Origin of the sequence: Flavobacterium sp. 2 (assembly GCF_049949195.1) — a bacterium.
In the GTDB taxonomy this organism is placed as follows: Bacteria; Bacteroidota; Bacteroidia; order Flavobacteriales; family Flavobacteriaceae; genus Flavobacterium.
The window spans coordinates 935,847-962,137 of sequence record NZ_CP188206.1; the positions used below are offsets into that span (position 1 = coordinate 935,847).

The window sequence follows — 26,291 nt, forward strand, 5'->3', positions numbered from 1 at the left end:
AATTAATTGTTAATTACTATGAAGATGCAGCAGTGTTACAAAGGTTGCTTGGATAAAATGTTAAATAGTTTGATTAAAAATTCAAATCATTATAAATCAGAAGCTTATTTTTTAATATTTTTTTTCAAAATGCCGATATTTCTTATGAAAATAAAAACTTCTCACCTAGCCCCGATCGAAGCGGCATCCTTTTTATCCGCTTTTTTGCGGATGAAAAGATATAGCGAAGAGCGGGACTGAATTTGAACTGAAAACTGATATTTCTGCTTCAAAAAAAAACACCAGCCTTTTCGACTAGTGTTTTTTGTTATTTTTAAAATCAGTATTTAAACTACTGGCTCTTTCTTTTTAAATATTTTTTTGAAAAGATTTACGATTAGCAGGACAATAAACCCAAAAACAAGCCCCACTACAAATTCTTTAATAATTGATGGAATCTTGATTTCTTCCGCCAAATGATGAATAAATGGAATATAATGCACAAACAAACCTCCGGCTACTAAAATCAGAGCAATTGTACCAATAACAGTTAATGCTTTAATCACTTTTGGAAGTGCCTGAACCAAAATATTTCCGATAAATTTTAAAAGGCTTTTTTCTTTTTTACTGCGTTGAATCATTTTAAAACCAACTTCGTCCATACGAACGATAAGCGCTACAATTCCGTAAACTCCAATTGTTGCTATTAGCGCAATGATTGAAACCGTGATGATTTGTGACATTAATGGTTTCCCAATTACAGTTCCTAAAGCGATAATTACAATTTCTACAGAAAGAATGAAATCAGTAACAATTGCCGATTTTACTTTGTCTTTTTCGATTATTAAGATCTCTTCCTCGGTAAGTACTTCGTCCGTAATTCCTTCAGATTCTTCGTGTGCATGAGGAACTATAAATTCATAGATTTTTTCGGCTCCTTCATAAGCTAAAAACAATCCTCCCAAAACCAAAACTACCATGATAGCAACTGGAAAAAAGGCACTTAATAAAAATGCGATTGGAAGAATAATGATTTTATTCAATAAAGAACCTTTGCTGATTGCCCATAAAACCGGAAGTTCTCTCGATGATGCGAAACCTGAAGCTTTTTCGGCATTTACAGCCAAATCGTCTCCTAAAATTCCAGCTGTTTTTTTTGCTGCAACTTTGCTCATTACTGCAACATCATCCATAATTGCTGCGATATCATCTAATAGAGCGAAAAAACCTGAACCCATCTTTTTAATTATTTTTAGTTGCGCGAATCTACCACTTTTTCTGCTAATTTCTAAGCCGAATATTGGATAAATTCTAACTGCACTGCCCTAATAATAGCCAGATAATTACAAAAACTAATATAGTTCCGAAACATCCTCCTCCTAATTTTTTCGCGCCATATCCTGCGATTAATCCTCTAAATATATTATTCATAAGTGTATGTTTTTAAGTTATTGTAAATTTGAGAATTATACTTAAAACTTCATTTATAATACTTTGAAAAAATGTTTCAATATTTACGCATTTGAGCAAAAAAAAACACCAAATCATTTCTGATTTGGTGTTTTCGAGAACATTAAAGTATTTAAAAAATTTATTCTACTGTTGAGGTTTGATTTCTGAAAACCAATTTTCCGTCAAATGCATCAATTAAAATAATACTGTCTGTAGTAATATTTCCAGCCAGAATTTCTTTTGACAACTGATTTAAAACCTCTCTCTGAACCACACGTTTTACTGGTCTTGCTCCAAATTGTGGATCATAACCTTTCTCTGAAAGATATTGAATTGCTTCCGGAGTTGCATCCATTGTAATGCCTTGTAGAGCCAACATTTTGGTAACACTCTTCAATTGCAAACTTACAATTCTTGAAATATTATCAACGGTAAGCGGCGTAAACATAACGATTTCATCAATTCTGTTTATGAATTCTGGTCGTACTGTTTGTTTCAACAATCCTAAAACTTCTGTTTTTGCTGCTTCTGTAGCTGCTTCCACTCCGCCTTTTAGATTTTCAAATTTCTCTTGTATAATCTGGCTTCCCATGTTAGAAGTCATAATTATGATTGTATTCTTGAAATCGGCCAAACGACCTTTGTTATCTGTTAATCGGCCTTCATCTAAAACCTGCAATAAAATATTGAAAGTGTCTGGATGCGCTTTTTCGATCTCGTCTAACAAAATTACAGAATATGGTTTTCTGCGAACAGCTTCTGTCAATTGACCACCTTCATCATAACCTACATATCCCGGAGGCGCACCAACTAAACGGCTCACACTGTGGCGTTCCTGATACTCACTCATATCGATACGCGTCATAGCATTTTCATCATCAAAAAGATATTCGGCCAACGCTTTTGCTAATTCTGTTTTACCAACTCCGGTTGTTCCTAAGAACAAGAAAGTTCCAACTGGTTTTTTCATATCCTGTAAACCGGCGCGGCTTCTACGAACAGCATCACTCACAGCTTCTATCGCTTCTTCCTGACCAACAACACGTTTGTGCAATTCGTCTTCTAAATGCAATAGTTTTTCTCTTTCTGTCTGAAGCATTTTCATTACCGGAATTCCTGTCCATTTTGCTACCACTTCTGCAATATCTTCTCTGGTAACTTCTTCTTTAATTAAAGAATTTCCGGATTGGAATTCTTGCAATTGTTTTTGCAAAGTTTCCTGGCGTTCTTGCGCTTCTTTTATTTTTCCGTAACGAATTTCGGCTACTTTTCCGTAATCGCCATCACGTTCTGCACGCTCTGCTTCGTATTTAAAATCTTCTATTTCGTGTTTTACAGCCTGAATTCCGTCAACAATATCTTTTTCAGATTTCCATCTTGCGTAGATTTCGTTGCGTTCTTCTTTTAAGTTCGCCAAATCCATGCGTAAGATTTTCAATTTGCTTTCTTCTTTCTCACGTTTAATGGCTTCAATTTCAATTTCCAACTGCATGATTTTACGATCCAAAACATCTAATTCTTCTGGTTTTGAATTGATTTCCATACGCAATTTAGAAGCAGCTTCGTCCATCAAGTCGATTGCTTTATCTGGTAAGAAACGATTGGTAATATAACGTTGTGAAAGCTCAACTGCTGCTATAATAGCCTCGTCTTTAATTTGAACTTTATGATGCGTTTCGTATTTTTCTTTGATACCACGTAGAATCGAAACTGCACTCTCAGTATCTGGTTCATCAATTAAAACCTTTTGGAAACGTCTTTCAAGTGCTTTATCTTTTTCAAAATATTTTTGATATTCATCTAAAGTTGTTGCACCGATTGCTCTAAGTTCTCCACGCGCTAAAGCTGGTTTCAGGATATTAGCCGCATCCATTGCACCTTCACCTCCACCCGCGCCTACAAGCGTATGAATTTCATCAATAAACAAAACGATATCGCCTTCTGCCGCTGTAACTTCTTTTACAACCGATTTTAGACGTTCTTCAAATTCTCCTTTGAATTTCGCTCCGGCAATCAAAGCTCCCATATCTAATGAGAAAACGATTTTATCTTTTAAATTTTCTGGAACGTCACCATCTACAATTCTGTGCGCTAAACCTTCTGCAATTGCAGTTTTACCAACTCCAGGTTCTCCAATCAACATTGGGTTGTTTTTTGTTCTACGAGTCAGAATCTGCAATACACGACGGATTTCTTCGTCACGACCAATAACCGGATCCAACTTTCCTGTTCTTGCTAATTCGTTTAGGTTTTTTGCGAATTTATTTAACGAATTATACGTTTCTTCAGCCGAAGCTGATGTTACTCTTTCTCCTTTACGTAATTCTTCAATAGCTGCTTTAAGACCTTTTCCTGTAACTCCCTGATCTTTTAAAATCTGAGAAACTTTACTTTTGGAATCAAAAATAGCTAGAATTAAATGCTCGATCGAAACGTATTCGTCGTTCATTTTTTGTGCAATAATTTCAGCTTCGTTCAAAGCTTTATTGGCGTCTCTTGAAAGCATAATATCGCCTCCAGAAACTTTTGGAAAACTCTGAATTGTACTGTCTAAAATTTGTAAAAACAAAGGCACATTTACGTTTAGTTTTTTCAAAATAAATGGCGCTACGTTTTCATCAACTTCAAAAATAGCTTTGAAAATGTGTTCATTTTCAATTTGCTGCTGGCCATTTCGTTGCGCTAATTGCTGCGACAACTGAATAGCTTCCTGCGATTTAATTGTAAATTTATTTATGTTCATATTTTTATGATTTGATTGATTTTATTGGTTTGATATTCTATATGATTAAAGTTACGATTTATGGAGCTAAATTTTTAACTCAAATAATCTAACTTTGTATTCGAATAGACAAATTATATTCCATAGTAAAAATAAAGACAAAATGACCTAAAAATCATGATTTTCATCAGATTTAGCTGTCAAAAAGTCATAAAACAAGTCAAATATGAGTTTTTTTAATTCAATCTTCGGAAGTTCAGAGAACTCAGAAGCTCCAAAAAGTAAAGTAAACTGGACAGAATTAACCAATATTCTTCAATTAATGGAAATTGAAGCAATATCAAACGAAAAGCCAGTTGTAATTTTTAAGCACAGCACAAGATGCAGCATCAGCCGAATGGCGTTGAAACAATTTGAAAGAGAGTTTGATCTTGAAGATGTTGTTGATGCTTATTTCCTTGATTTGATTGCGCATCGTGATATTTCAAATGAAATCGCCAGCCGATATGGAGTTTATCATGAATCTCCACAATTGATTTTAATCAAAAACGGAAAAGCCGTTTACGATGTTTCGCATAGTAATATTGATGCTGAAGCATTGAAAAGCAAGATCTAAACTAGTAGTTATAAATTATGAGTTATGAGTTATTACTCAACTCTTAGACTACAACAAAATTAAAAGCCTGAAATTATACAAATAATTTCAGGCTTTTAATTTTGTTACGTCAAATCTAATTTTAATTCAAATTAGCGTTCAACTCATAATTCACAACTCATAATTCATAATTAAACTTAAAAGCTTCCTCCAGAACCTCCTCCACTAAAACCTCCATCTCCAAACTCCATTGGAGAATCTATTTTAACTTCTGGTTTCATTCCGAAAGTTGAAGCCACCACTAAAGCTTCGGCGTTTAAGAAATTATCTGAATGATTGATTCTATCTGGTTTAAAAGTCAAACCACTTTCCTTTTCTTTTAATTTTTTAATTGAAAAAAAAGTAATTGCAAATAAAACTACTCCTCCAAGTGTAAGTGCAACTTCAATTGGCAAAACGGAATAATAAAATCGAATAGTGTAAATTGAAAATGCAATTGCCAAAAAACTGATCCACAACATTATTCTGTCTTTTGCTTTTAAAGCCTGAATCAAATAAAGTATTGGGACAATAATCGTAAATGCATAAAAGAAAAATGCAAACGGAATGTCTGTTCCTGGTTTTATTTCATTCCCTAATAATTCTGCAGAAAGTTCTCTAACTACTAAATAGTTACAGGAAAGATAAAACAATATCAAGCAAAAACTATTGGCTAATAAAAGTCCGTTGTAATAATAACTTTCTTTTAGATTGAAGATTATTTTTTTAGTTGCAAAATATAAAATTGCTGCAGAAATCATTGCTACAAAAGGTAAAATTGTTTTCCCTATCTCACCAAATTCAAACATTTCAAAAAACAAAAATCCCGTTGCCGCTATACAGAAAACTAACATTGATACTAAATGAAGATATCGTAAAAACATAAAAAGTGCTACAATTGCAACAAAAAAAGCGATTACAGCTTCATAACCTTCTGTTGTGACCGCAATTGCAATTCCGATATTTAAAAGCGCACCTAAAATAAAAGCATCATCTAAACCATGATTATGATAATTTTGTGTAGCCAATAATTCTGCTCCGACAAATCCAACTACAGCAAAAATATAGCAGCAAATTTGAAAAAAAACATGTTCGCCACTTAAACCAAATATAGAAATTGCTCCACAAATTGAAAGATATAATAAACACCCCAGTAAAAAGAATCCAATTCTAACCAGAATATTGCTTTGACTTTTGAGAACTGGCAATTCCTTTTCTATAAATTTCTTTTGGTCTTTGCTTATAAAACCTCCATTATGTAAAGTATCTGCTTCATTAACTAAAGCTCCATTATCTAACATTTTTTTATCGTACACTATCATGCTTTAATTTCTTTGTTGAATTTTTTAATCAATTTTATAAACAATACTATTGAGCAGATAAAATAAGCGGGTAAAAGAAATACAAATAGTTCCCATATATCAGAAAAATCAACATTCTCAAATATTCTGAACAAAATTATATTTCCGCCAATATAGCCGTAAACAATCATAAAAACATATAAAGACATTGCTTTATTCTCATAACTAGCTTTATAAAAATAAAACGTAGAACTCACTAAAACAATGGCAAATAACATCCAATTAAGCGTATCATAGCTGGTTAAATTACTAATTGAAGCTATACTTATGATATGCAAAGCAAAAGTCAGAAAAATTAAACTAAAGTGCGTTTTTAAGGAAATTCTGCGACTGTAAATCGTCCATAAAATTAACAAGACACCAAGCATTACAGCAGAATAACTCAAATTCTGACTTGCATACAAATTATTACTGTCATTAAAAATATCTTGTGGTGTTACCGAAAGTCCTATGTAAGCTGCCAAACCAGTAATTGCAATTGTCAAAACGCTTTTATTATCAAAATAATAAGCGCAAAAGAAACTCACAATTGTTGGAATTAAAGTCGCTAATCCGTAATGTTCGCCAAAGGGTTTGTACTGAAACTGCAGATAACCAATAAAAATACAGGTCAGAATATTGGCCGCAAGCACCAAATATTCTAAAACCGGATGTTCAAAACCGGTTTCTGATTTTTGAAAACCTTTTGCATTTTTAAAACAATAATAAAAACAAACTACAATGACTATAAGTAAAATGGAAAGAATGGCAATATGACCAATTGTATCAATATTTTCATAAATCAAGATTCCAATTCCCGAAGTAAAAAGCAAAACAGACAAATACAAAAACAGTTTTAATTCTGCATTTAATGAAAAAATACCCAAATTACGATAAGCTGTAATTTCCGTGTGTTGATTTTCTGTAATTAGATTTTTATCCCGAAGCGATTCTGTAAACTTATCATCAAACTTATTCATATTTTGTATTTAATAGCACAATCAAAAATAGTTTTTTTTTAATGCAATTGATTTTTATTTGTAAATAAATTCGGCTTTATTCTTGTAAAACAGTACTTAGTGCAGTTTTGAAATCCAAATTCTTCATAAAAAGGAAGCATTAAAATGCAAAAAAATCACAAATATTATTGACTTTAAAATTAATTAATTACATTCGTGTAATCGATTACATTTAATTGATATCAAAACCACTTAAACCAAATATTAAAATGAAAAAGAATTTGTTTTTACTTCTTTTCCTCTTGAGTCTGTCTGTTTCTGCACAAAATTATGTGATGACGTCTCCAGAAGGATTTGGAGCATCTGCTACTGGAGGTGGTGCCTCAACTCCGGTTACCGTAACTACTTATGCCGATTTAACAGCGAAACTAAAACTGACAACGCCACAGGTTATTTTAGTTTCTGGAACAATCAACTGCAGTTACACTAGTTTGTTAGTCACAAACAAAACCATTATTGGACTTCCGGGAGCCCGATTAGTAAATACGGATCAAACTGCGGCAGGTTCGGGAATTTTAAGCCTAAAACCTGGATCAGACAATATTATTATTCGAAATTTAATTTTTGAAGGTCCTGGCGCTTATGATGTGGACGGACATGATAATCTTACTTCTGAAGCTACAAATGTTTGGGTAGATCATTGCGAATTTCAGGATGGAATGGATGGCAATTTTGATAATAAAGGAGCTGCAGACAATGTGACTATTTCATGGACAAAGTTTACGTACTTAAAAACACCAAAAGCCGGTGGTTCTGGCGGGGCCGATGATCACCGATTTACCAATCTTGTAGGTTCAAATAAAAGTGATGCTCCTGCTGATGGTCACTTTAGCATTACTTTTAAAAACTGTTATTGGGCAGAAGGATGCAAGGAAAGAATGCCAAGAGGTAGAAATACTGAACTACATATTTTGAATTGCTATTACAATACGTCAGTTTCAGGTTCTTTGGCAATTGGTTTAGGCGGAGGAGATAAAAATTCAACTTGTTATGTTGAAGGAACAGATTTTGCTAAAATTGGAACTGCTTTTAAAAATTACATCAGTACAGATGGCGGAACTGTTGGAATTACATTTTCTAACTGCCTAAAAGCCGGAGCAAATTATGGCGACCCAGTCTCAAAACCTTCATACAACTATACGGCTCTTTCAATAAATGATGTTGCTGGATATATAACTAATGCTTCATGTGGTGCAGGCGCAACACTTCAAGTTTCTACTGATGGAAAAATAGCATCAAGTTGCAACGGTCTAGGTATAAAAGAAAACAAAAATGATTTAGAACTTAAATATTATCCAACCAAAATCAATCGTCTTTTAAACATTGAATTTTCAGGAATTGACAACGGCTTAGCTTATGTTAATTTGTTTTCTTCCAGTGGCGCTAAAGTATATTCGGAATCAAAAAATATTGTTTCTGATGAAAAACTAGAACTGAATGTTGGAAATCTTGCAAAAGGTATTTACATCTGTAAAGTTCAGATTGAAAACCGAAGTAAAACTTTTAAACTTTTGAAAATTTAAATTATTTCTATAAAAAAGGTCATTGAAACAAATCAATGACCTTTTTTACATTTTATTTTTTACATTTTTCCAGAAATTAAAAAGCAGCTTTCATTTTATCTTTAATCGCATCTAAACATAAATTATTTATACTGCCTTCGTGCGTATGTTTTGTTTCTTTTGGAGATTTGTATGTTCCTGCTTCTAATTGCTCTGCAACGGCTTTGTACGCATCTCTAAATGGCATTCCTTCCACAACCATTTCATTTAAAGTATCCACTGTAAACAAATAATCGTATTTTTTGTCTTCTAAAATATGATCTTTAACTGTAATATCTTTTATTGAAAATATTGCAATATCTAAACAAGATTTTAAAGTCTGAATTGCTGGAAATAAACCTTCTTTTAAAAGCTGTAAATCTCTGTGATAACCGCTTGGAAGATTATTTGTAATTAAAGTGATTTCGTATGGAAGCGCCTGAATCTTGTTGCATTTTCCTCTTATTAATTCAAAAACATCCGGATTCTTTTTATGAGGCATAATACTTGAACCTGTTGTAAGATGCGCAGGTAAACCAATAAAATCAAAGTTCTGGCTCATATACAAACAAACGTCCATGGCAAATTTTGATAAAGTTCCTGCAACACTTGTCATCGCAAAAGCAACATTTTTTTCTGCTTTTCCACGGCTCATTTGCGCCGCAACGGCATTGTATTTTAAGGTTTCAAAACCTAATTCTTTTGTTGTAAATGTTCTGTTGATTGGGAATGAACTTCCATAACCCGCAGCAGAACCCAACGGATTCTGATCTACAATTTTTGAAGCTGCATTTAACATCGTAATATCATCAATCAAACTTTCGGCGTAAGCAGAAAACCACATACCAAATGAAGATGGCATGGCGATTTGCAAATGTGTATAACCCGGCAATAAAACGTTTTGATGTTTCTCTGCTGATTCCATTAACAAGTCAAACAAAGTTTTTACTTGTTCTTTTATCGCTTTTAATTCATCTTTTAAATACAAATGAACATCAACTAAAACCTGATCGTTACGAGAACGTGCCGTGTGGATTTTTTTTCCTGCATCGCCTAGTTTTACGGTTAGAAGATATTCGATTTTAGAATGCACGTCTTCGAAACTGTCTTCGATTTCGAAATTTCCAACTACGATATCAGCGATAATTTCGTTTAAGGCATCCACTAAAGAAGTTGTTTCTTCCTGAGTTAATAAGCCAATTTGTCCAAGCATTTTGGCGTGCGCGATTGAACCTAAAGCATCATATTTTGCTAAAACCAAATCCAATTCACGATCGTTTCCAACGGTGAATTGCTCGATTTGTTTATCTGTTGGTATTCCTTTTTCCCAAAGTTTCATAACTTAGATTTTTAGACTTCTTAGATTTTAGACTTCTTAGATTGTTTTCTAATTTAGATCTAATGTCATTGTTTATACTGATTGTGTTTCTAGCCCCGATAGTAGTGGAAATCCTTTTGTGCCGGGGTTCGGCACAAAAGATTGGAACGGATAGCGGGATTAGCTCCTAAAAAATATTATAATTTAAAGAAATCAGTTAGTATTTTGATATACAAATCGACTCCTTCTACAATTTCATTTACAAAAATAAATTCGTCTGCTGAATGCGAACGTAACGTTTCTCCTGGTCCTAGTTTTAAAGACTGACAGCTTAAAACTGATTGATCTGAAAGCGTTGGCGAACCATACGTTGTTCTTCCTAATGCAATTCCTGCCTGAACCAAACCGTGTGCAATTGGAATAGATGAAGCGTTTAAATGCATGGATCTTGGTGTTACTTCAGCATTTACATTTGCTTTAACTACTTCTAGAATTTCGGCATTGGTATAACGGTCTGTTACGCGAATATCCACAACCAAATCACATTCTGAAGGCACAACATTGTGTTGTTTTCCTGCATTAATCTGCGTCACGGTCATTTTTACGGGACCTAAAACGTCTGAGATTTTGTCGAATTTATAGTTTTTAAACCATTCCATTACCGGAATTGATTTGTATAATGCATTATCGTCGTTTTGATGCGCGGCGTGACTTGCGGTTCCTTTTACTTTTACGTCCAAAACTAATAAACCTTTTTCTGCAACTGCTAATTGCATTAAAGTTGGTTCTCCAACAATAGCGCAATCTAATTCTGGAAGGCTTTTTAAAACGCTGTTTAAACCATTTTTCCCACTGCTTTCTTCTTCGGCGGAAGCCACAATTACAATATTATGAGACAGATTTTGATTTTCGTAGAAATGTACAAAAGTTGCTAATAATGAAACCAGACATCCGCCTGCGTCATTACTTCCTAATCCAAATAATTTTCCGTCTTTTTCAATCGCTTTAAACGGATCGTTGGTATACGCCTGATTTGGTCGTACTGTATCGTGATGTGAGTTTAGTAAAAGTGTTGGTTTGTTTTCGTCGAAATATTTGTTGAAAGCCCACACATTGTTGTTTTCTCTCTTGAAAGGAATTTCATTCTGATTGAACCAATTTTCGATTAAAAGAGCTGTTTGGTCTTCTTCACTTGAAAATGAAGGGGTTTCGATTAAGCTTTTTAATAAACTAATTGCTTCTTTAGTAAGCGTATCTATATTTTTCATTTTTGCTAGGTTCTGAGGTGTTAAGATTCTGAGATTCTAAGTTTTTAAACAATGACTTTATCAAATCTTAACCAGAAAATTAATTTGCGCAAATTTCTTAAATTAATATTTAAAAGCACTGCGCAGTTCTGTTTTTTTGCCACTAATTACACGTATTTTCACAAATTATTTTTTTATCACAGATTTAAAATCAAAATAAACTTTTTAATGCACGTCTAAAATTATTTTCTCTTTTAACAGAGAAAATTAGTGTCAATTCGTGGCAACATTTTTTATAATGTAATCGTTGTATGCAGAACATCTGGATTTTGAAGCATTTTATGATGCCCTATTTTGATTTTCTGTACACCTCGTGATAAACTATTGAAACAGTTATCCAATTTTGGAATCATTCCAGAATGGATTACTTTTTCTTCTTTCAGCTTGTTGTATAATGTTTCATTGATTTCTGTTATTACCGATGAATCGTCTTCTGAATCTTGTAAAACGCCTTGTTTTTCAAAACAGTAAGTCAGCGTAACATCAAAAATTTCCGATAATGCGATTGATAATTCACTTGCAATGGTATCTGCATTGGTGTTTAATAATTGTCCGTTTTTATCGTGTGTAATTGCACAGAAAACAGGAACAACTCCAGCTTCAAGTAAAGTTGCCAGTAATTTGGTGTTGACTTGTTTTACGTCGCCTACAAATCCGTAATCGATTGTTGGGTGATTTCTTTTTGTTGATTGAATTAAATTTCCGTCAGCACCTGAAAAACCAATGGCATTATTGTCTTTTGCCTGCAATTGCGCTACGATATGTTTGTTGATTTGTCCTGCGTAAATCATTACCACAACATCAAGCATTGGAGTATCTGTAATTCGGCGTCCGTCGATCATTTGCGGAACCAAACCTATACTCTGTGCCATCTTTGTAGCCGATTTTCCACCGCCGTGAACTAAAACTTTATAACCTTCAATTTTAGAGAAATCGGTTAAAAATTGCTCTAATTCTGCTGGATTATCAATGATGTTTCCACCTATTTTTATTACTGATACTTGCATAAGATTCTAAGGTTCTGAGATTCTAAGATACTAAGTTTTTTTCTGCGCAAAGTTTCTTAGCATCTTAGTAGCTTAGAATCTTAGCAACTTTAAAAAAATTATATTTTTTTAAGAATCTTTTGTAAAACTAATTGTGCTGAATACGTTCTATTATTCGCTTGTTCGATTACGATTGAATTTTCTCCGTCTAAAACTTCGTCGCTTACAATTACGTTACGACGAACTGGAAGACAGTGCATGAATTTTCCGTTGTTGGTTAACGCCATTTTTTCCGCTGTCACTGTCCAATTTGGATCGCTGTTGGTTACTTTCCCGTAATCGTTAAAATTGCTCCAGTTTTTAACGTAAACGAAATCGGCATTTTCGAAAGCTTTGTTTTGATCGTATTCGATTTTGCATTCTTTTGTGATTTCCGGGCTTAATTCATAACCTTCTGGATGTGTGATTACAAAGTCCATGTCTTTTTGCATTTGCATCATTTCTACGAATGAATTGGCTACAGCCTGAGGCAAAGCTTTTGGATGCGGTGCCCATGAAAGTACCACTTTTGGTTTGTGTTTTGTTTTGTGTTCTTCCATCGTAATTGCATCTGCTAAAGACTGCATTGGATGACGAACGGCACTTTCCATATTTACAATTGGCACAGTAGCGTATTTCAAAAATCCTGAAATTACTGTTTCCTGATAATCTTTTTCTTTATCAACCAAACCTGCAAAAGCACGGATTGCGATAATATCACAATATTGAGAAACGACTTCTGCCGCTTCTTTAATATGTTCTGAAGCACCAGAATTCATAACTGCTCCGTCCTCGAATTCTAAAGTCCAGCCTTCGTTGGTAAAATTCATTACCATAACGTTCATTCCTAAATTTAAAGCCGCTTTTTGCGTACTCAAACGTGTTCTTAAACTCGGATTGAAGAATAACATTCCTAAGGTTTTGTTTTTACCTAATTTTTTATTTTTAAGCGGATCTTTTTTGATTTTGATCGCGCTTTTCACCCATTTTGATAATGAGTCGATATCTTTTATTGAAATATAATTCATGTTTTTACTTTTTGTTTTTCTTATTAATGTATAAAAATTAGACGCGGATTTTACTGATTCGCTATCGCGAAGACCCGGATTTAAATTGATTTTTATATTCTTAATTTTCTACTATTCTCAAATACTTTTCGTCTAAATTCTGGTTTTGTACCAAAATTTAAAAGTAAACCTACTTCACAATCTGTGCCTTTTAAATAATTCAAAATTTGATTTTCAAACTCGACCACAATGCAATTAGCTGCTTTGAGTTCTAGAATAATTAAATCTTCAACTATTAAATCTGCATAATATTCTCCAACTTCAATACCTTTATAGTAAACTTTAATTTTCCTCTGAGCTTCAACATACAAACCTTTATTTTTCAATTCTAAATACAAGGAATTTTGATAAACTCTTTCTAAAAACCCATGTCCTAATTCATTATAAACTTCATAAAAAGTTTTAATAATTACTTCTGTTAACTCTCGATGCAATAATTCCATAAAATAAATTTGAATGAAATATACTACATAAAATTAAAACAAATATAAAAATCAATTTAAATCCGCGTCTTCGCGATAGCGAATCCATTTTATCCGCGTTCAATATCACAGAATCCTAGTAAAAGGAATTTCGTCTTTTAATGCTTTTAGAATAAAATTATCATTTAATCCATTCACAATCCAGGTTTCTATGTTGGCTGCTTTTGCGATTGCGGCCGCTTCTATTTTAGACTGCATCCCTCCCGTTCCATGTGATGATTTTGATTCGCCGATTTCCTTTTCGAGCGTTTTTAAATCATTTACCAATTTTATCGTCTCCGGATTTTCATGGTGAATTGAATCTTTCGTATAAATTCCATTTGTATTGGTGGCAATTATCAGAATATCAACATTTAGCAGCACTGCTGTTAAAGCCGCTAATTTGTCATTATCGCCAAACCGAATCTCATCTGTGGCAACGGTGTCATTTTCATTGATAATCGGAATATAATTGTTTTTAACTAATACATTAATGGTATTGACAATGTTCTTTTTGGTCTGCTCTTTTTCGAAATCAGAATAAGAAAGTAAACACTGCGAGGTATTTAATCCTAAATCTTTAAAATTTTCATTGTAAATCCGCATTAAATGTGGCTGTCCAATTGAAGCTAAAGCCTGTTTCACAAAAACATCTTTATCCTGATTATCCAGCTTCACAAACTGTTTTGCTGCTGCAATTGCGCCTGAACTTACGATGATAAACTCATATTCGTCGTTTAAAGCCGCAATCTGTATTCCGAGGTCTTCAATCTTTCCCCGCGAAATATGATTGGTTTCTTTGGTTAAAGTATTACTTCCTATTTTTAATAAAATCCTCTTTTTTGCCATTTCTTTTAAAGGTGCTAAGGTTCTAAGATACTGAGATTCTAAGTTTTTTTTTAGAATTTTCTAATTATCTAATTGCCTCAATTTTCACATTATCCCAATTATCTGATTTGTCCTTCTCCGTACACGTACCATTTATTGGTCACGAGATGCTGAAGTCCGATTGGGCCACGTTGATGCAATTTATCGGTGCTTATTGCTAATTCTCCTCCTAAACCAAATTGTCCGCCGTCAGTAAATCTTGTTGATGCATTTTGGTAAACTGCTGCAGCATCGATAGATTCCATAAATTGCTGTGCAACATCATTATCTTTTGTAATAATTGCTGCTGAATGTCCTCCGCAATATTTATTGATTTTTTCGATTGCATTTTCCTCAGAATCAATGGTTCCGATTACTATTTTATAATCTAAAAACTCTTCATACCAAATATCTTCGTTTTGAAGTGTTTTTGTGTCTTCAAAATTTTCCAAAGATTTATCAACGATTACTCCAACATTTGATTCTTTTAATGCTTCAATTAAAATTGCTGTAAAACCCTCAAAATTGGGCAATTTAGAATCTATTAAAACTTTATCAACTGCATTACAAGCTGATATTTTGGCTGTTTTGGCATTCAAAATTACTTTTAAAGCCAAATCAGTATCTGCTTTTTCATGAACGTAAACGAAATTGTTTCCACGTCCGCTTACGATTACGGGACAAGTTGCATGAGCTTTTACAAATTCAATTAATTTTTCTCCGCCTCTTGGAACTATTAAATCGACTTTTTGAGTTGGTTTTTCTAGAAAAGCCTGAGTTTCTGTTCTGTTATAATTTAAATATTCCACCCAATCTTTTGAAACTCCGTTTTCTTCCAAAGCTTTGTGCCAAAGACTTACGATTTTCAAATTTGATTTTAAAGACTCTTTTCCGCCTTTCAATAAAATCTTATTTCCAGATTTAAAAGCGATTCCGCCCGCTTCGATTGTAACATCTGGACGAGATTCGTAAATAATTAAAATCGTTCCGAAAGCAGCCGTTTTATTTATAACTTTTATTCCATTATCATGTGTAAAATGAAAACGCTCAACGCCAACGGGATCTTCTTGAGAAGCCAATTGGTTTAATGATAAAATCATTTCGTCAACTTTTTTATCATCTACTTTTAGGCGTTCTTCCATCGCTAAATCTGAGCCGTCGTAATCAGCGAGATCTTCCTGATTGGTTAGGATTATCTCATTCCGCTCCTGCTCGACCAGCTTTGCCATAGACCGCAAAACCGCATTGCGTTTTTCAATTGATAATGGATTCATAATTTATAGTTGGTTGTTTTTTGGTTGTTTCTTTTTTTAGAAACCTATATTTTAAATCTGACGGATTTTAAAAACCCGTCAGATTTAAAATAACTAAAATTAGTTTTTTAATTCTTCTAAACTTTCTTTTAAAGCCACAATAAAAGTATCTATATCTGATTTTTTCACTGTAAGCGGTGGTAAAATTCTTAATAGATTTTTGTTGTTGGCGCTTCCTGTAAAAATGTGTTTTTCAATAATTAATTTCTTTCTTAAAGCTGCTACGTCAAAATCAAATTCTACTCCAAGCATTAATCCTTTTCCTTTTACTTGTTTGATGCCTTCAACTTCTTTGATTTTTTCTAGGAAATATTCATAAACTTCATTTACATTTTTCTGTAAATCTAGTTTTTCAATTACGTCTAAAACAGCAATTCCTGCTGCACAAGACAAATGGCTTCCGCCGAAAGTTGTTCCTAATAATCCGAAACTTGCTTCAAATTTTGGAGAAATTAAAATGGCTCCAACTGGAAAACCGTTCCCCATTCCTTTTGCAACTGAAATAATATCAGCGTTGATTCCGTGATGCTGGAACGCAAAGAATTTTCCGCTTCTTCCGTATCCTGACTGTACTTCGTCTAAAATTAAAACTACATCATGTTTTTTACATACTTTTTCTAAAGCTTGAAAAAATTCTGTTGTTCCTTGATCTAAACCTCCAACTCCCTGAATTCCTTCGATAATTACAGCTGTAACATCACCTTTTGCCAATTCAGCTTCAACTAATTCGATTTGATTTAAAGGTAAAAACGTAACTTCTTGCTGTGCATTTAATGGCGCAACGATTTTTTTATTATCTGTAACAGCAACGGCTGCAGAAGTTCTTCCGTGGAAAGAATTATCAAAAGCCACAACTCTAGATTTTCCGTTATGGAAAGAAGCTAATTTCAAAGCATTTTCATTAGCTTCAGCTCCAGAACTGCATAAAAACAATTCGTAATCTTCTAAACCAGAAAGTTTTCCTAATTTCTGAGCCAATTCAACCTGCAAAGGATTCTGAATGGCATTAGAATAAAATCCTAAATGGTCTAATTGATTTTTCAATTTTGCTACATAATCCGGTTGTGTATGTCCAATAGAAATCACACCATGTCCGCTGTATAAATCTAAATATTCTACTCCTTTGTCGTCAATGATTGTACAATCTACTGCTTTTACTGGAGTTATGTCGTATAATGGGTAAACGTTGAATAAGTTCATCTTTTTTTAGTTTTTGGTTGATTGTTGACGGTTGTTGGTTTAAGTTCGATATCTATCAACTATAAACCAACAACTATCAACTAAAATTAAAATCCGCTTGGTTTCAAATGTAAACCTGTGGTTTCTTCTAAACCGAACATTAAATTCATGTTTTGAATCGCTTGTCCTGAAGCACCTTTGGTTAAGTTATCGATAATTGATGTTATGAGAACCCGGTTTCCTTTTTTCAATAAACTAATGATACATTTATTCGTTTGCACCACTTGTTTCATGTTGATGTTTGTTGTGGTAACGGTTACGAAAGGCTCGTTTTTATAGAAATCTTCGTATTTAGCAACCAATTGTTCCAAACTATCATCACATAATGTATATAAGGTTGCAAAAATACCTCTTGGGAAATCTCCTCTATTCGGAATAAAAAGCAATTCACTTTCAAAATCGTCTTGTAATTGAACTAAGCTTTCTCCGATTTCTCCCAAATGCTGGTGTTCAAAAGCTTTGTAATGTGACATATTGTTATTTCTCCAACTGAAATGAGAAGTTTCTGAAAGACTTACTCCTGCTCCTGTGCTTCCGGTTGTTGCATTAATATGAACATCATTATTCAATAAATTGTGTTTTGCTAATGGTAATAATGCCAATTGGATAGCTGTTGCAAAACAACCTGGATTTGCAATATAATTTGCTTTTTTGATTTCGGCTTTATTGATTTCAGGCAATCCGTAAACGAAATCTTTTCCTTCGAAATGAGCGTCTTTATTCAATCTGAAATCATTTCCTAAATCGATGATCTTAGTATGACTTGCAAACTGATTTTCTTTCAAAAATGAAATTGATTTTCCGTGACCTAAACACAAGAAAACAACATTCACATTTGGATTAATTTCATCAGTAAAATTCATTTCGATATCTCCCATCAAATCTTGGTGCGCTATAGAAAGCGGTTTTCCAGCATTTGTAGTACTGTAAACAAAATCAATGTTTACTTTTGGGTGATACATTAAAATTCTGATGAGTTCTCCGGCTGTGTAGCCCGAACCACCAATAATTCCGACATTAATCATGATCTAATTGATTTACAGATGAAAATATGTTTTGTGCATTTCCAAGAATTTTGATAAATCCTTTTGCATCGTCAGATGTCCATGCATTGTTCATTTCTCCGTATTGACCAAAACCTGTATTCATCAAATCGTTTTTAGATTCGATTCCGTCAAGTGAGAAATGGTATGGTTTTAATGAAACTGTTACCGTTCCGTTTACTGTTTTTTGAGTGTCTTGCAAGAAAGTTTCGATGTTTCTCATAACTGGATCTAGAAACTGACCTTCGTGAAATAACATTCCGTACCAGTTTCCTAGTTGCTCTTTCCAATATTGCTGCCATTTTCCTAGAGTATGTTTCTCTAATAAATGGTGGGCTTTAATAATAATTAACGGAGCAGCCGCTTCAAAACCAACTCTTCCTTTGATTCCGATAATAGTATCTCCAACATGAATATCTCTACCAATTGCGTAAGCATTAGCCAATTTTTCAAGTTTTACGATATTTTTTTCAGGAACATCTTTCTTTCCGTTTAATGCAACCAATTCTCCTTGTTCAAAATGAAGTGTTACTTTTTCTTCTCCTTCTTTTTGCAATTGCGAAGGATAAGCTTCGCTTGGCAACGGTTGACTTGAAGTTAACGTTTCTTTTCCTCCAACACTTGTTCCCCAAAGTCCTTTATTGATAGAATATTGTGCTTTTTCCCAAGAATAGTGAACTCCGTTTTGAGCCAAATAATCAACTTCTTCTTGTCTTGAAAGTTTTAAATCTCTAATTGGCGTAATAATTTCGATTTCCGGAGCGATGGTTTGGAAAATCAAATCAAAACGAATTTGGTCGTTTCCTGCACCTGTACTTCCGTGTGCAATCGCGCTTGCTCCAACTTTTTTAGCATATTTAATTGCTTCAATTGCCTGAAAAACACGTTCTGCACTTACTGATAACGGATAAGTATTGTTTTTTAATACGTTTCCGAAAATCAAATATTTTATAGCTTTATCATAATATTTGTCTACGATTGTAAGGTTGGCGTGTTGTGCACTTCCTAATTCGTAAGCTCTTTTTTCAATGGCTGATAATTCTTCTGCGTCGAATCCTCCTGTGTCAACAAGTACAGTGTGAACTTCGTATCCTTTTTCATTTTTTAAATATTTCAAACAATACGAGGTATCTAATCCTCCGCTATAAGCTAATACTACTTTTTTCATTTTTTATAATTTTGGCTAATACTTTCGTATTTAGCAGTTTGAGATTTCTTTTAATTAAATTTTGAATAAAAAAACAAACGACAATAATTTGTTTAAAAATAGAGCTTGTTTGATTTTTTTAAGTCTGCTTAAAACAGCCTCGTTAAAAGGATGTCTAGGCGGTGTTTTTTGTTTTTCTTTTGGATCGTACAACATTCCGGTACAAAGACACATTTTGTTTTCTTTGCTTTGTAAAATAGGAAAGTTAGTGCAGGTTTTACAGCCGGCCCAGAAACTTGGATCGGTTGTAAGTTCTGAGAAAGGAACCGGTTTGTAACCTAAATCAGAATTGATTTTCATTACAGCCAAACCAGTTGTTATTCCAAATATTTTAGCATCTGGATATCGCTGCAAAGAATAATCAAAAACTTTAGATTTTATCTTTTTTGCCAATCCTAAACTTCTATAGTCAGGATGAACAATTAACCCCGAATGTGCCACGAATTTTCCGTGTTGCCAGCTTTCGATATAACAAAAACCTGCAAATTTCCCGTCTGCCAGAGCAATCATCGCATCACCATTCGACATTTTTTTCTGAATATACTCAGGAGTTCTTTTAGCAATCCCTGTACCTCTTAACAAGGCAGATGATTCTATCGTATCGCAAATTTCTTGTGCGAATTTGAAGTGTTCTTCCTGGGTAACAACAATAGAGATCTTCATTTCAATAATTGAAGTTAGAGTTAAAAATTAAAGCATATTGTTTAGTTTGAAATCCAGAATTGAATCCAATAAAATTAAGCAAAATAGAAGTAACATTCTCAAAATCAAAAGCTTGATCAAGAAAATTTACAAAATAATAAATACTTTTAGGATATGTTTGTCCAATGGACAAATTATGTGATTTCAAAATGAAAAATGGATATGAATAAATATACGGCTATAAAACTCAGTGAACACTATAGAGATAGCGTCCGTACTTCGGGAGAAGTAATCGGTGAGTTTGTCCGTGACAAAGAAGTTATATGTAAACTTATTTTATTCATCGGTGCAAAAGTACATTAATTTTTTATTTAGAAAACAAAAAATCAAAATTCTAACATTTTTTTTACGTTTTGTGAATATACAGAAAAACAAAACCCGATAGTTACTGATAACTATCGGGTTTTAAATAATTTAAAATATTTAAAATATTTACTTTTTTAATTTTTAGTAAAAGGAATTGCTTTTCCATCAGATAAAATCATATCAACAGCAGTTTTAGCTTCGTTAAATTTAAACTTCACACCTGCTCTTTTTGATTCAAATGTATCTTTTTCTCCGGCTACAGCTTTCACAGAGAATTTCGGATAATTAGTCAACTCTGCATATAAAGCACTGTTTTTCTCTGTAAACTCAATTTTTATAGGCGCTTTAGATGTAGAATAATTTCCTAAATAACCATCTAAAATAACATCTTGTTCTACTTTGCCTTTTCCTGCAGTCCAAACATTATTTGATTCATTGAAATCAGGAAACGCGTGATCAGGATCTAATGTAATACTTTCTATTTCTTCAGTAGAATTATGTTTGAAAGACCAGTCATTATTACGTTGCCAAATTTCTACAGGCAAATTAACTCTGGTTACTTTTCCGCTTTTTGTTTTAACATCTAAAACAATTGGCATTGGCATTTTCTCAAAATTTTCTACCGTAATAATTACACCTTTTGCAGGATCATTTTTTACATATTTAATCGAATTTACACCTTGATCAAATCTCCAATTGTTTACGTACCAGCTTCTCCAAAACCAGCTTAAGTCTTCACCTGCAACATTTTCCATTGACCTGAAAAAATCATCTGGCTGAGGATGTTTAAAAGCCCAACGCTGAATATAAGTTCTAAAAGCAGTATCAAAACGCTCTTTTCCTAAAACTTGCTCTCTTAAAAGAATCAAACCTGCACTTGGTTTAAAATAACACAACATACCAATATTTGCTTCCTTCATATTATCAGGAGAACTCATAATAGTTTCTAAATCCGGACGCGTAAAAGATTCTGCCTCTTCATGCAAATCTGTTGGTTTCTCTTTGTATTCGCCATTATTGAATGCTGCTGTACTCAATGAATTAATAAAAGTATTAAATCCTTCATCCATCCAAGCGAATAATCTCTCATTTGAACCAACAATCATTGGAAACCAAATATGACCAAATTCGTGGTCTGTAACTCCCCATAAATCTTGTCCTTTTGATTTCCATCCACAGAAAACAATTCCAGGATATTCCATTCCGCCTTCATTTCCTGCCACATTTGTAGCAACTGGATAAGGATACTCAAACCATTGTTTCGAATAATGCTCAATCGCTCCTTTTACATATTCACTTGAGCGTCCATAAGCGTCGTTTCCATTGCTTTCAACAGGATAAGCTGATAATGCCAAAGCTTTTTTACCACTTGGCAAATTGATTTTTGCTCCATCAAGAATAAAAGCCGGAGATGAAGCCCAAGAAAAATCACGAGCATTTTTAATTTTATAATGCCATGTTTTCTCTGTTCCTGCATTTGTTTTTGCTGTCGAATTTACTTCATCAGCAGTACGAATCATAACTGTTTTATCGCTTTGAGAAGCGTCTTTGTAACGTTTTAATTGTTCAGCAGAAAAAACTTCCTGACCATTTATCAATTCACCAGAAGCGACAACATAATGATTTCCAGGAACGGTAAGTTTTACATCAAAATCTCCATATTCTAAATAAAACTCAGAAGCTCCTAAATATGGCGCTGTATTCCAGCCACGTACATCATCATACACACACATACGTGGGTACCACTGCGCGATTGTGAAGATTTTTCCGTTTTTAGTTTCTAAAACCCCCATTCTGTCTGATCCTTCAAAAGGAGCAATGAAAGAGAATTCGATTTTGATTTTTACAGAACCTCCTTTTGCAGCCAATTCCTGTGGAAGGAAAATCTGCATTCTGGTATCTGTAACAATATATTTTGCCTCAACTTCTACCGCATTTTTTCCTGAAGAAACTACCTTTACAGATTTAATTTTATTTCCTCCGTCAAAAACCTGTCCTTGGGCTCCGTTACGGCTTCCAGACAAAGGCACAACAGCATTTCCTCTAGAATCATCTTTAAATAAATTCTGATCTAAATTCAACCATAGAAATCCTAATTTATCAGGGCTATTATTCGTATATGTAATTTGATCTGTACCAACAATTTCATTTGTTGTAGCATTTAATTTTGCCGTTATCTGGTAATCGGCTCTGTTTTGCCAATATTCTACGCCAGGCTGACCACTGGCTGTGCGTGTAGATGTTCCGTTTTTAGTGTAAAAATGCGGGGCAAAGGCATCATGGTAATTATAATTATTTACTGGATTTGTTACTGTCCCTGAAGGTGTTTGTTGCGCCCAGGAACAAGAAATCCCAAAAAATAAAGCCGCGGTTAAAATGGCTTTTGCAGATTGCTTCTTCATATTTTTTAGCTGTTTATGTAGCAAATTAATGAAAAAAAAAGCTATTTACAGAGAAATAATCAAGCTTAAATTTAATTTTAGTAAAATTTTATAAATAAAATAAATTGAGCGATTTTCCTTAAAAAATAAAAATTATTCAAATACCTTTACATTTACATAAAAATCAATCTTTTCAACTCTACTATTTTGACGACAACTATATCAAATTCAATATTAACAGCTTCAATTAAACATGCCGGAGCCGAATTATTTTCATTAAAAAACAATCAAAACAAGGAATATATCTGGGAAGGAAACCCTGATTTTTGGGGCAAACACTCACCTGTCCTTTTTCCTATTGTCGGCACATTGAAAAATAACTCTTATACAATTAATGAAAATGAATATCATTTGCCAAGACATGGTTTTGCGAGAGATATGGAATTTGAATTAATTGAAAAAACAGGAAATAGTGCTGTTTTTTCTTTAAAATCAAATACTGATACCTTAAAAAAATACCCTTTTGAATTTGAATTACAACTTATTTACACATTAGAAAACACTTCTCTAAAAATCGAATATATTGTAATTAATACAGGAGATAATAAAATGCCTTTTTCAATCGGGGCTCATCCTGCAATTTCGCTTCCTGAAAATTTTGAAAACTATTCTTTTAAATTTGAAAAAGAAGAGCCTTTAAAATATAATCTTCTTGAAAATGACTTGATTTCGAATAAAACCGAAATTCTAAAAACGACCGAAAATTTAGTACCGTTGAATTATAAACTTTTCGAAAATGATGCGCTTGTTTTTAAAACACTAGAATCAAATTCGTTGACTATTCTTAAAAATTCGAAACCTTATGTTCAGGTGGATTTTGAGGATTTTCCAAGTTTGGGAATCTGGACCAAAGATCAAGCACCATTTGTATGTATTGAACCATGGTTTGGCTACTCTGATACTGCAAATAATTCTGGCGATTTATTTAAAAAAGAAGGAATTATTGTTTTAGAAGAAGATCAGACCTTTCATTCTCAATTTAGTATTAAAATCTTATAAATAAAATGTTAGAATTCAACTTCCATCCGTTTCCAGTAATCGAAACAGAGCGTTTATTATTGAGAAGAATTACAAACGATGATGTCAATGAAGTTTTCGAATTACGTTCGAATCCTGAGACCATGAAATATATTCCGCGTCCGTTGGCCAAAAACAACGAAGACGCTTTGGCACACATCGCAACAATTAATACAAATATTGACAATAATATTGGCATCAATTGGGCAATTACTTTAAAAGATAATCCAAAACTTCTCGGAATTATCGGTTATTATCGAATGCAACCTGAAAATTACCGCGCCGAAATTGGTTATATGCTTTTACCAGAATTTCATGGAAAAGGAATCATCCCTGAAGCTGTAAATCGATTAATAACTTATGGCTTTAAAGATTTAAAACTACATTCAATTGAAGCAGTTATAGATCCTGAAAATCAAGCTTCGGAAAAAGTCCTGCAAAAATGCGGATTTGTTAAAGAAGCGCATTTCAAAGAATCAGAATTTTATGAAGGGCGATTTTTAGACAAAGTAATATACTCATTATTAGAACGATAGTATTTGTTAATTTCTGACAAAAAAATAATATTTGTTAAAACATATATTATTAATGTCCAAAATGCGTTTATACGTTATATTTGCACGCGAAATTAACCACTTAATCTATTTCGCTCAAAAACATTTTTATGAAAAAATTATTAATATTCGCCATTTTCTTCTTTTCAATTCAATCACACAGTCAAACTTTTATCAAATTTAATGGAGCTACAGCACTTTTAGCTGTTCCAAATGTTGGTATTGAAACCAGTATTGGAGAAAAGACAACTTTTAGTTTTGATGTCATGGCATCTTTCTGGAAATCATTTAACGGACACAATCCAATGGAATTTTATACTTTCACTCCTGAAGTTCGTTATCATTTTAAAGAAAAATATAATGGATTTTATGTTGGAGGTCATGCTGGACCAGATATTTATAGAATTCAAAAATGGAATTACTGGGATAGTAATTATTATGAAAAAGGTTTTGGGTATCGTTTAGGTGTTACTGTTGGTTACAATATCAAATTAAGTGATAAATTTTTACTCGATGTTTTTGTTGGTGGTGGATGGCATCAAGGCTTTTATCATGGTCTATACAATGACGGAACACCAGGTAGATATCCTGAAGACCATGCTACAGAATACAACAAAAGTGGAGAGTGGATGCCATATAGAGGAGGCGTAATGATTTCTTACAAATTATAAATTTTCAAATTTATTTAAAGATTTCACATATAAATCTTCCACTTTTTTACGAGCCCAATCTGTCTTTCTCAAAAAAGTAAGCGATGATTTAATACTTGGATTTGAAATAAAACATTTTATCGGAATTAATTCTCCTAAAGTATCAAAACCATAAAAATCAACTAAGGTCTCAACAATTTTCTGAAGTGTAATTCCGTGTAAAGGATCTTTTGATTTATTTTCCATTTTTATACTTTTAAAATTATATAAAAAAGACCGTACTATAAAAAAGTACGGTCTTTCTTTTTTTGCAAAATTACAAAATAGAATTTGACATTAATCAAATAATAAATATTAGAATAAGAATTTAAATCCTACTGAAATTGGAGAAGTCAAATTTGGATTGCTGCCACCTAACGCAGTATTATAAAATGGATCTACATTTGCTGCATGAGCTAGGCCGAAATTTATAACAGTTGTTTTTTCTCCTGTTTTAGGATCAAGTGTTGTAGAGGTAAAATTTGCTAAATCATATGAAAACTCAACAGAGAAATTCTTTGTAACAAAATAATCAAATCCACCTGAAAGAGATAAACCAACCTGATTTACTTTTAATTCACTCTCTTTTTCTTTTCCAGTAATAACCGGCAAGGCTAATTGTCCAAAGAAATAAAGTGAGCCTGCAACATTCCAATATTTTCTTGCTAATGGTTCAATAACAATCAAATCTGTATTCCCTAATGTTTTAAAATCCGGACTGATATTATCATAACCTTCTGATTTAATGTTTATATAACCAATTCCCGCCCCAACTGCTACAGACGGGGTAACAAATGTTCCTACAATTGGAATTACAGACAGATTGGTACCTTTTACTTCTCCCGTTTTTGTTTGTTGATAGCCAAATTGAGAAGTTGCAAACCATGTACCTTTTAAACCTTGATTTGAATCTTGAGCTTGAACTGCAAATCCAATAAACGCAATACTAACTAGTGTAAAAATCTTTTTCATTTTAGTTTGTTTTTAAATTATTAAACAAACTTAGCTGTAAGCTTTTTCTTTAATACTGATTAAAATCATAGATTAA

23 protein-coding genes are annotated in these 26,291 nt (G+C 33.1%); 5 read left to right on the forward strand and 18 right to left on the reverse strand.

Annotation, left to right across the window (positions count from 1 at the left end):
* Positions 1-326: 326 nt before the first annotated feature.
* On the reverse strand, positions 327-1,217 hold the full coding sequence (locus ACNFIH_RS03840) for a DUF808 domain-containing protein (protein ID WP_426485568.1): 891 nt from the start codon (positions 1,215-1,217) through the stop codon (positions 327-329).
* Between the two features lie 353 nt (positions 1,218-1,570).
* On the reverse strand, positions 1,571-4,174 hold the full coding sequence (gene clpB / locus ACNFIH_RS03845; protein WP_426485569.1) for an ATP-dependent chaperone ClpB: 2,604 nt from the start codon (positions 4,172-4,174) through the stop codon (positions 1,571-1,573).
* Between the two features lie 205 nt (positions 4,175-4,379).
* On the opposite strand from clpB, the gene ytxJ reads away from it, so the two are divergent.
* Positions 4,380-4,769, forward strand: a complete 390-nt coding sequence (gene ytxJ, locus ACNFIH_RS03850) for a bacillithiol system redox-active protein YtxJ (protein ID WP_426485570.1) — start codon at positions 4,380-4,382, stop codon at positions 4,767-4,769.
* A gap of 176 nt (positions 4,770-4,945) precedes the next feature.
* On the opposite strand, the gene ACNFIH_RS03855 is transcribed toward ytxJ, so the two are convergent.
* Positions 4,946-6,109 carry a hypothetical protein gene (locus ACNFIH_RS03855; protein WP_426485571.1) on the reverse strand — a complete coding sequence of 388 codons (1,164 nt, stop codon included), beginning with the start codon at positions 6,107-6,109 and terminating at the stop codon, positions 4,946-4,948.
* Entirely contained in the window at positions 6,106-7,107 is a 1,002-nt protein-coding gene (locus ACNFIH_RS03860) for a DUF2157 domain-containing protein (protein WP_426485572.1), read from the reverse strand. Before ACNFIH_RS03860 ends, ACNFIH_RS03855 begins: the two co-directional genes overlap by 4 nt.
* 248 nt (positions 7,108-7,355) lie before the next feature.
* Here ACNFIH_RS03860 and ACNFIH_RS03865 point away from each other — a divergent pair, with 248 nt between their 5' ends.
* The gene (locus ACNFIH_RS03865) at positions 7,356-8,669 is read left to right on the forward strand and encodes a T9SS type A sorting domain-containing protein (protein WP_426485573.1); all 1,314 of its coding nucleotides are present in this window, start codon (positions 7,356-7,358) and stop codon (positions 8,667-8,669) included.
* A 76-nt stretch (positions 8,670-8,745) separates the two neighbouring features.
* Here ACNFIH_RS03865 and argH read toward each other — a convergent pair whose 3' ends face one another.
* The 12 genes from argH to ACNFIH_RS03925 all read right to left on the reverse strand — a co-directional run bounded on the left by argH (position 8,746) and on the right by ACNFIH_RS03925 (position 22,944).
* On the reverse strand, positions 8,746-10,026 hold the full coding sequence (gene argH, locus ACNFIH_RS03870) for an argininosuccinate lyase (RefSeq protein ID WP_426485574.1): 1,281 nt from the start codon (positions 10,024-10,026) through the stop codon (positions 8,746-8,748).
* Positions 10,027-10,202: 176 nt separating this feature from the next.
* Complete coding sequence (locus tag ACNFIH_RS03875; protein ID WP_426485575.1) at positions 10,203-11,273, reverse strand: M20 family metallo-hydrolase; 1,071 nt, start codon at positions 11,271-11,273, stop codon at positions 10,203-10,205.
* A gap of 272 nt (positions 11,274-11,545) precedes the next feature.
* A complete protein-coding gene (gene argB, locus ACNFIH_RS03880) occupies positions 11,546-12,319 on the reverse strand; it encodes an acetylglutamate kinase (protein ID WP_426485576.1) in 774 nt (257 codons plus the stop codon).
* 98 nt (positions 12,320-12,417) lie between these two features.
* A complete protein-coding gene (locus ACNFIH_RS03885; RefSeq protein WP_426485577.1) occupies positions 12,418-13,365 on the reverse strand; it encodes an N-acetylornithine carbamoyltransferase in 948 nt (315 codons plus the stop codon).
* Between the two features lie 92 nt (positions 13,366-13,457).
* Entirely contained in the window at positions 13,458-13,847 is a 390-nt protein-coding gene (locus tag ACNFIH_RS03890) for a GxxExxY protein (protein ID WP_426485578.1), read from the reverse strand.
* Positions 13,848-13,952: 105 nt separating this feature from the next.
* A complete protein-coding gene (gene proB, locus ACNFIH_RS03895) occupies positions 13,953-14,714 on the reverse strand; it encodes a glutamate 5-kinase (RefSeq protein ID WP_426485579.1) in 762 nt (253 codons plus the stop codon).
* Between the two features lie 98 nt (positions 14,715-14,812).
* Complete coding sequence (locus ACNFIH_RS03900; protein WP_426485580.1) at positions 14,813-16,006, reverse strand: glutamate-5-semialdehyde dehydrogenase; 1,194 nt, start codon at positions 16,004-16,006, stop codon at positions 14,813-14,815.
* Between the two features lie 99 nt (positions 16,007-16,105).
* Positions 16,106-17,245, reverse strand: a complete 1,140-nt coding sequence (locus tag ACNFIH_RS03905) for an aspartate aminotransferase family protein (protein ID WP_426485581.1) — start codon at positions 17,243-17,245, stop codon at positions 16,106-16,108.
* Positions 17,246-17,331: 86 nt separating this feature from the next.
* Positions 17,332-18,309, reverse strand: a complete 978-nt coding sequence (argC, locus tag ACNFIH_RS03910) for an N-acetyl-gamma-glutamyl-phosphate reductase (RefSeq protein WP_426485582.1) — start codon at positions 18,307-18,309, stop codon at positions 17,332-17,334.
* Complete coding sequence (locus tag ACNFIH_RS03915; protein ID WP_035644876.1) at positions 18,302-19,495, reverse strand: argininosuccinate synthase; 1,194 nt, start codon at positions 19,493-19,495, stop codon at positions 18,302-18,304. Before ACNFIH_RS03915 ends, argC begins: the two co-directional genes overlap by 8 nt.
* A gap of 54 nt (positions 19,496-19,549) precedes the next feature.
* Positions 19,550-20,197, reverse strand: coding sequence for a GNAT family N-acetyltransferase (locus tag ACNFIH_RS03920; protein WP_035644879.1), 648 nt, complete (start codon positions 20,195-20,197; stop codon positions 19,550-19,552).
* Positions 20,198-20,676: 479 nt separating this feature from the next.
* The gene (locus ACNFIH_RS03925; protein ID WP_426485583.1) at positions 20,677-22,944 is read right to left on the reverse strand and encodes a M1 family metallopeptidase; all 2,268 of its coding nucleotides are present in this window, start codon (positions 22,942-22,944) and stop codon (positions 20,677-20,679) included.
* Between the two features lie 186 nt (positions 22,945-23,130).
* Here ACNFIH_RS03925 and ACNFIH_RS03930 point away from each other — a divergent pair, with 186 nt between their 5' ends.
* The 3 genes from ACNFIH_RS03930 (at position 23,131) to ACNFIH_RS03940 (ending at position 25,225) form a co-directional block, all read left to right on the forward strand.
* Positions 23,131-23,982 (forward strand): aldose 1-epimerase family protein, encoded by an 852-nt coding sequence (locus ACNFIH_RS03930; RefSeq protein WP_426485584.1) that lies wholly within the window; start codon positions 23,131-23,133, stop codon positions 23,980-23,982.
* 5 nt (positions 23,983-23,987) lie between these two features.
* Positions 23,988-24,536 carry a GNAT family N-acetyltransferase gene (locus ACNFIH_RS03935; RefSeq protein WP_426485585.1) on the forward strand — a complete coding sequence of 183 codons (549 nt, stop codon included), beginning with the start codon at positions 23,988-23,990 and terminating at the stop codon, positions 24,534-24,536.
* 128 nt (positions 24,537-24,664) lie between these two features.
* Positions 24,665-25,225: a DUF3575 domain-containing protein gene (locus ACNFIH_RS03940; protein WP_426485586.1), complete on the forward strand. Its 561-nt coding sequence runs from the start codon at positions 24,665-24,667 to the stop codon at positions 25,223-25,225.
* On the opposite strand, the gene ACNFIH_RS03945 is transcribed toward ACNFIH_RS03940, so the two are convergent.
* Together ACNFIH_RS03945 and ACNFIH_RS03950 are read right to left on the reverse strand one after the other, a co-directional pair.
* On the reverse strand, positions 25,220-25,450 hold the full coding sequence (locus ACNFIH_RS03945; protein ID WP_035644891.1) for a VF530 family DNA-binding protein: 231 nt from the start codon (positions 25,448-25,450) through the stop codon (positions 25,220-25,222). The two genes, ACNFIH_RS03940 and ACNFIH_RS03945, sit on opposite strands and share 6 nt — an antisense overlap.
* A 108-nt stretch (positions 25,451-25,558) precedes the next feature.
* Complete coding sequence (locus ACNFIH_RS03950) at positions 25,559-26,215, reverse strand: hypothetical protein (protein WP_426485587.1); 657 nt, start codon at positions 26,213-26,215, stop codon at positions 25,559-25,561.
* Positions 26,216-26,291: the final 76 nt, after the last annotated feature.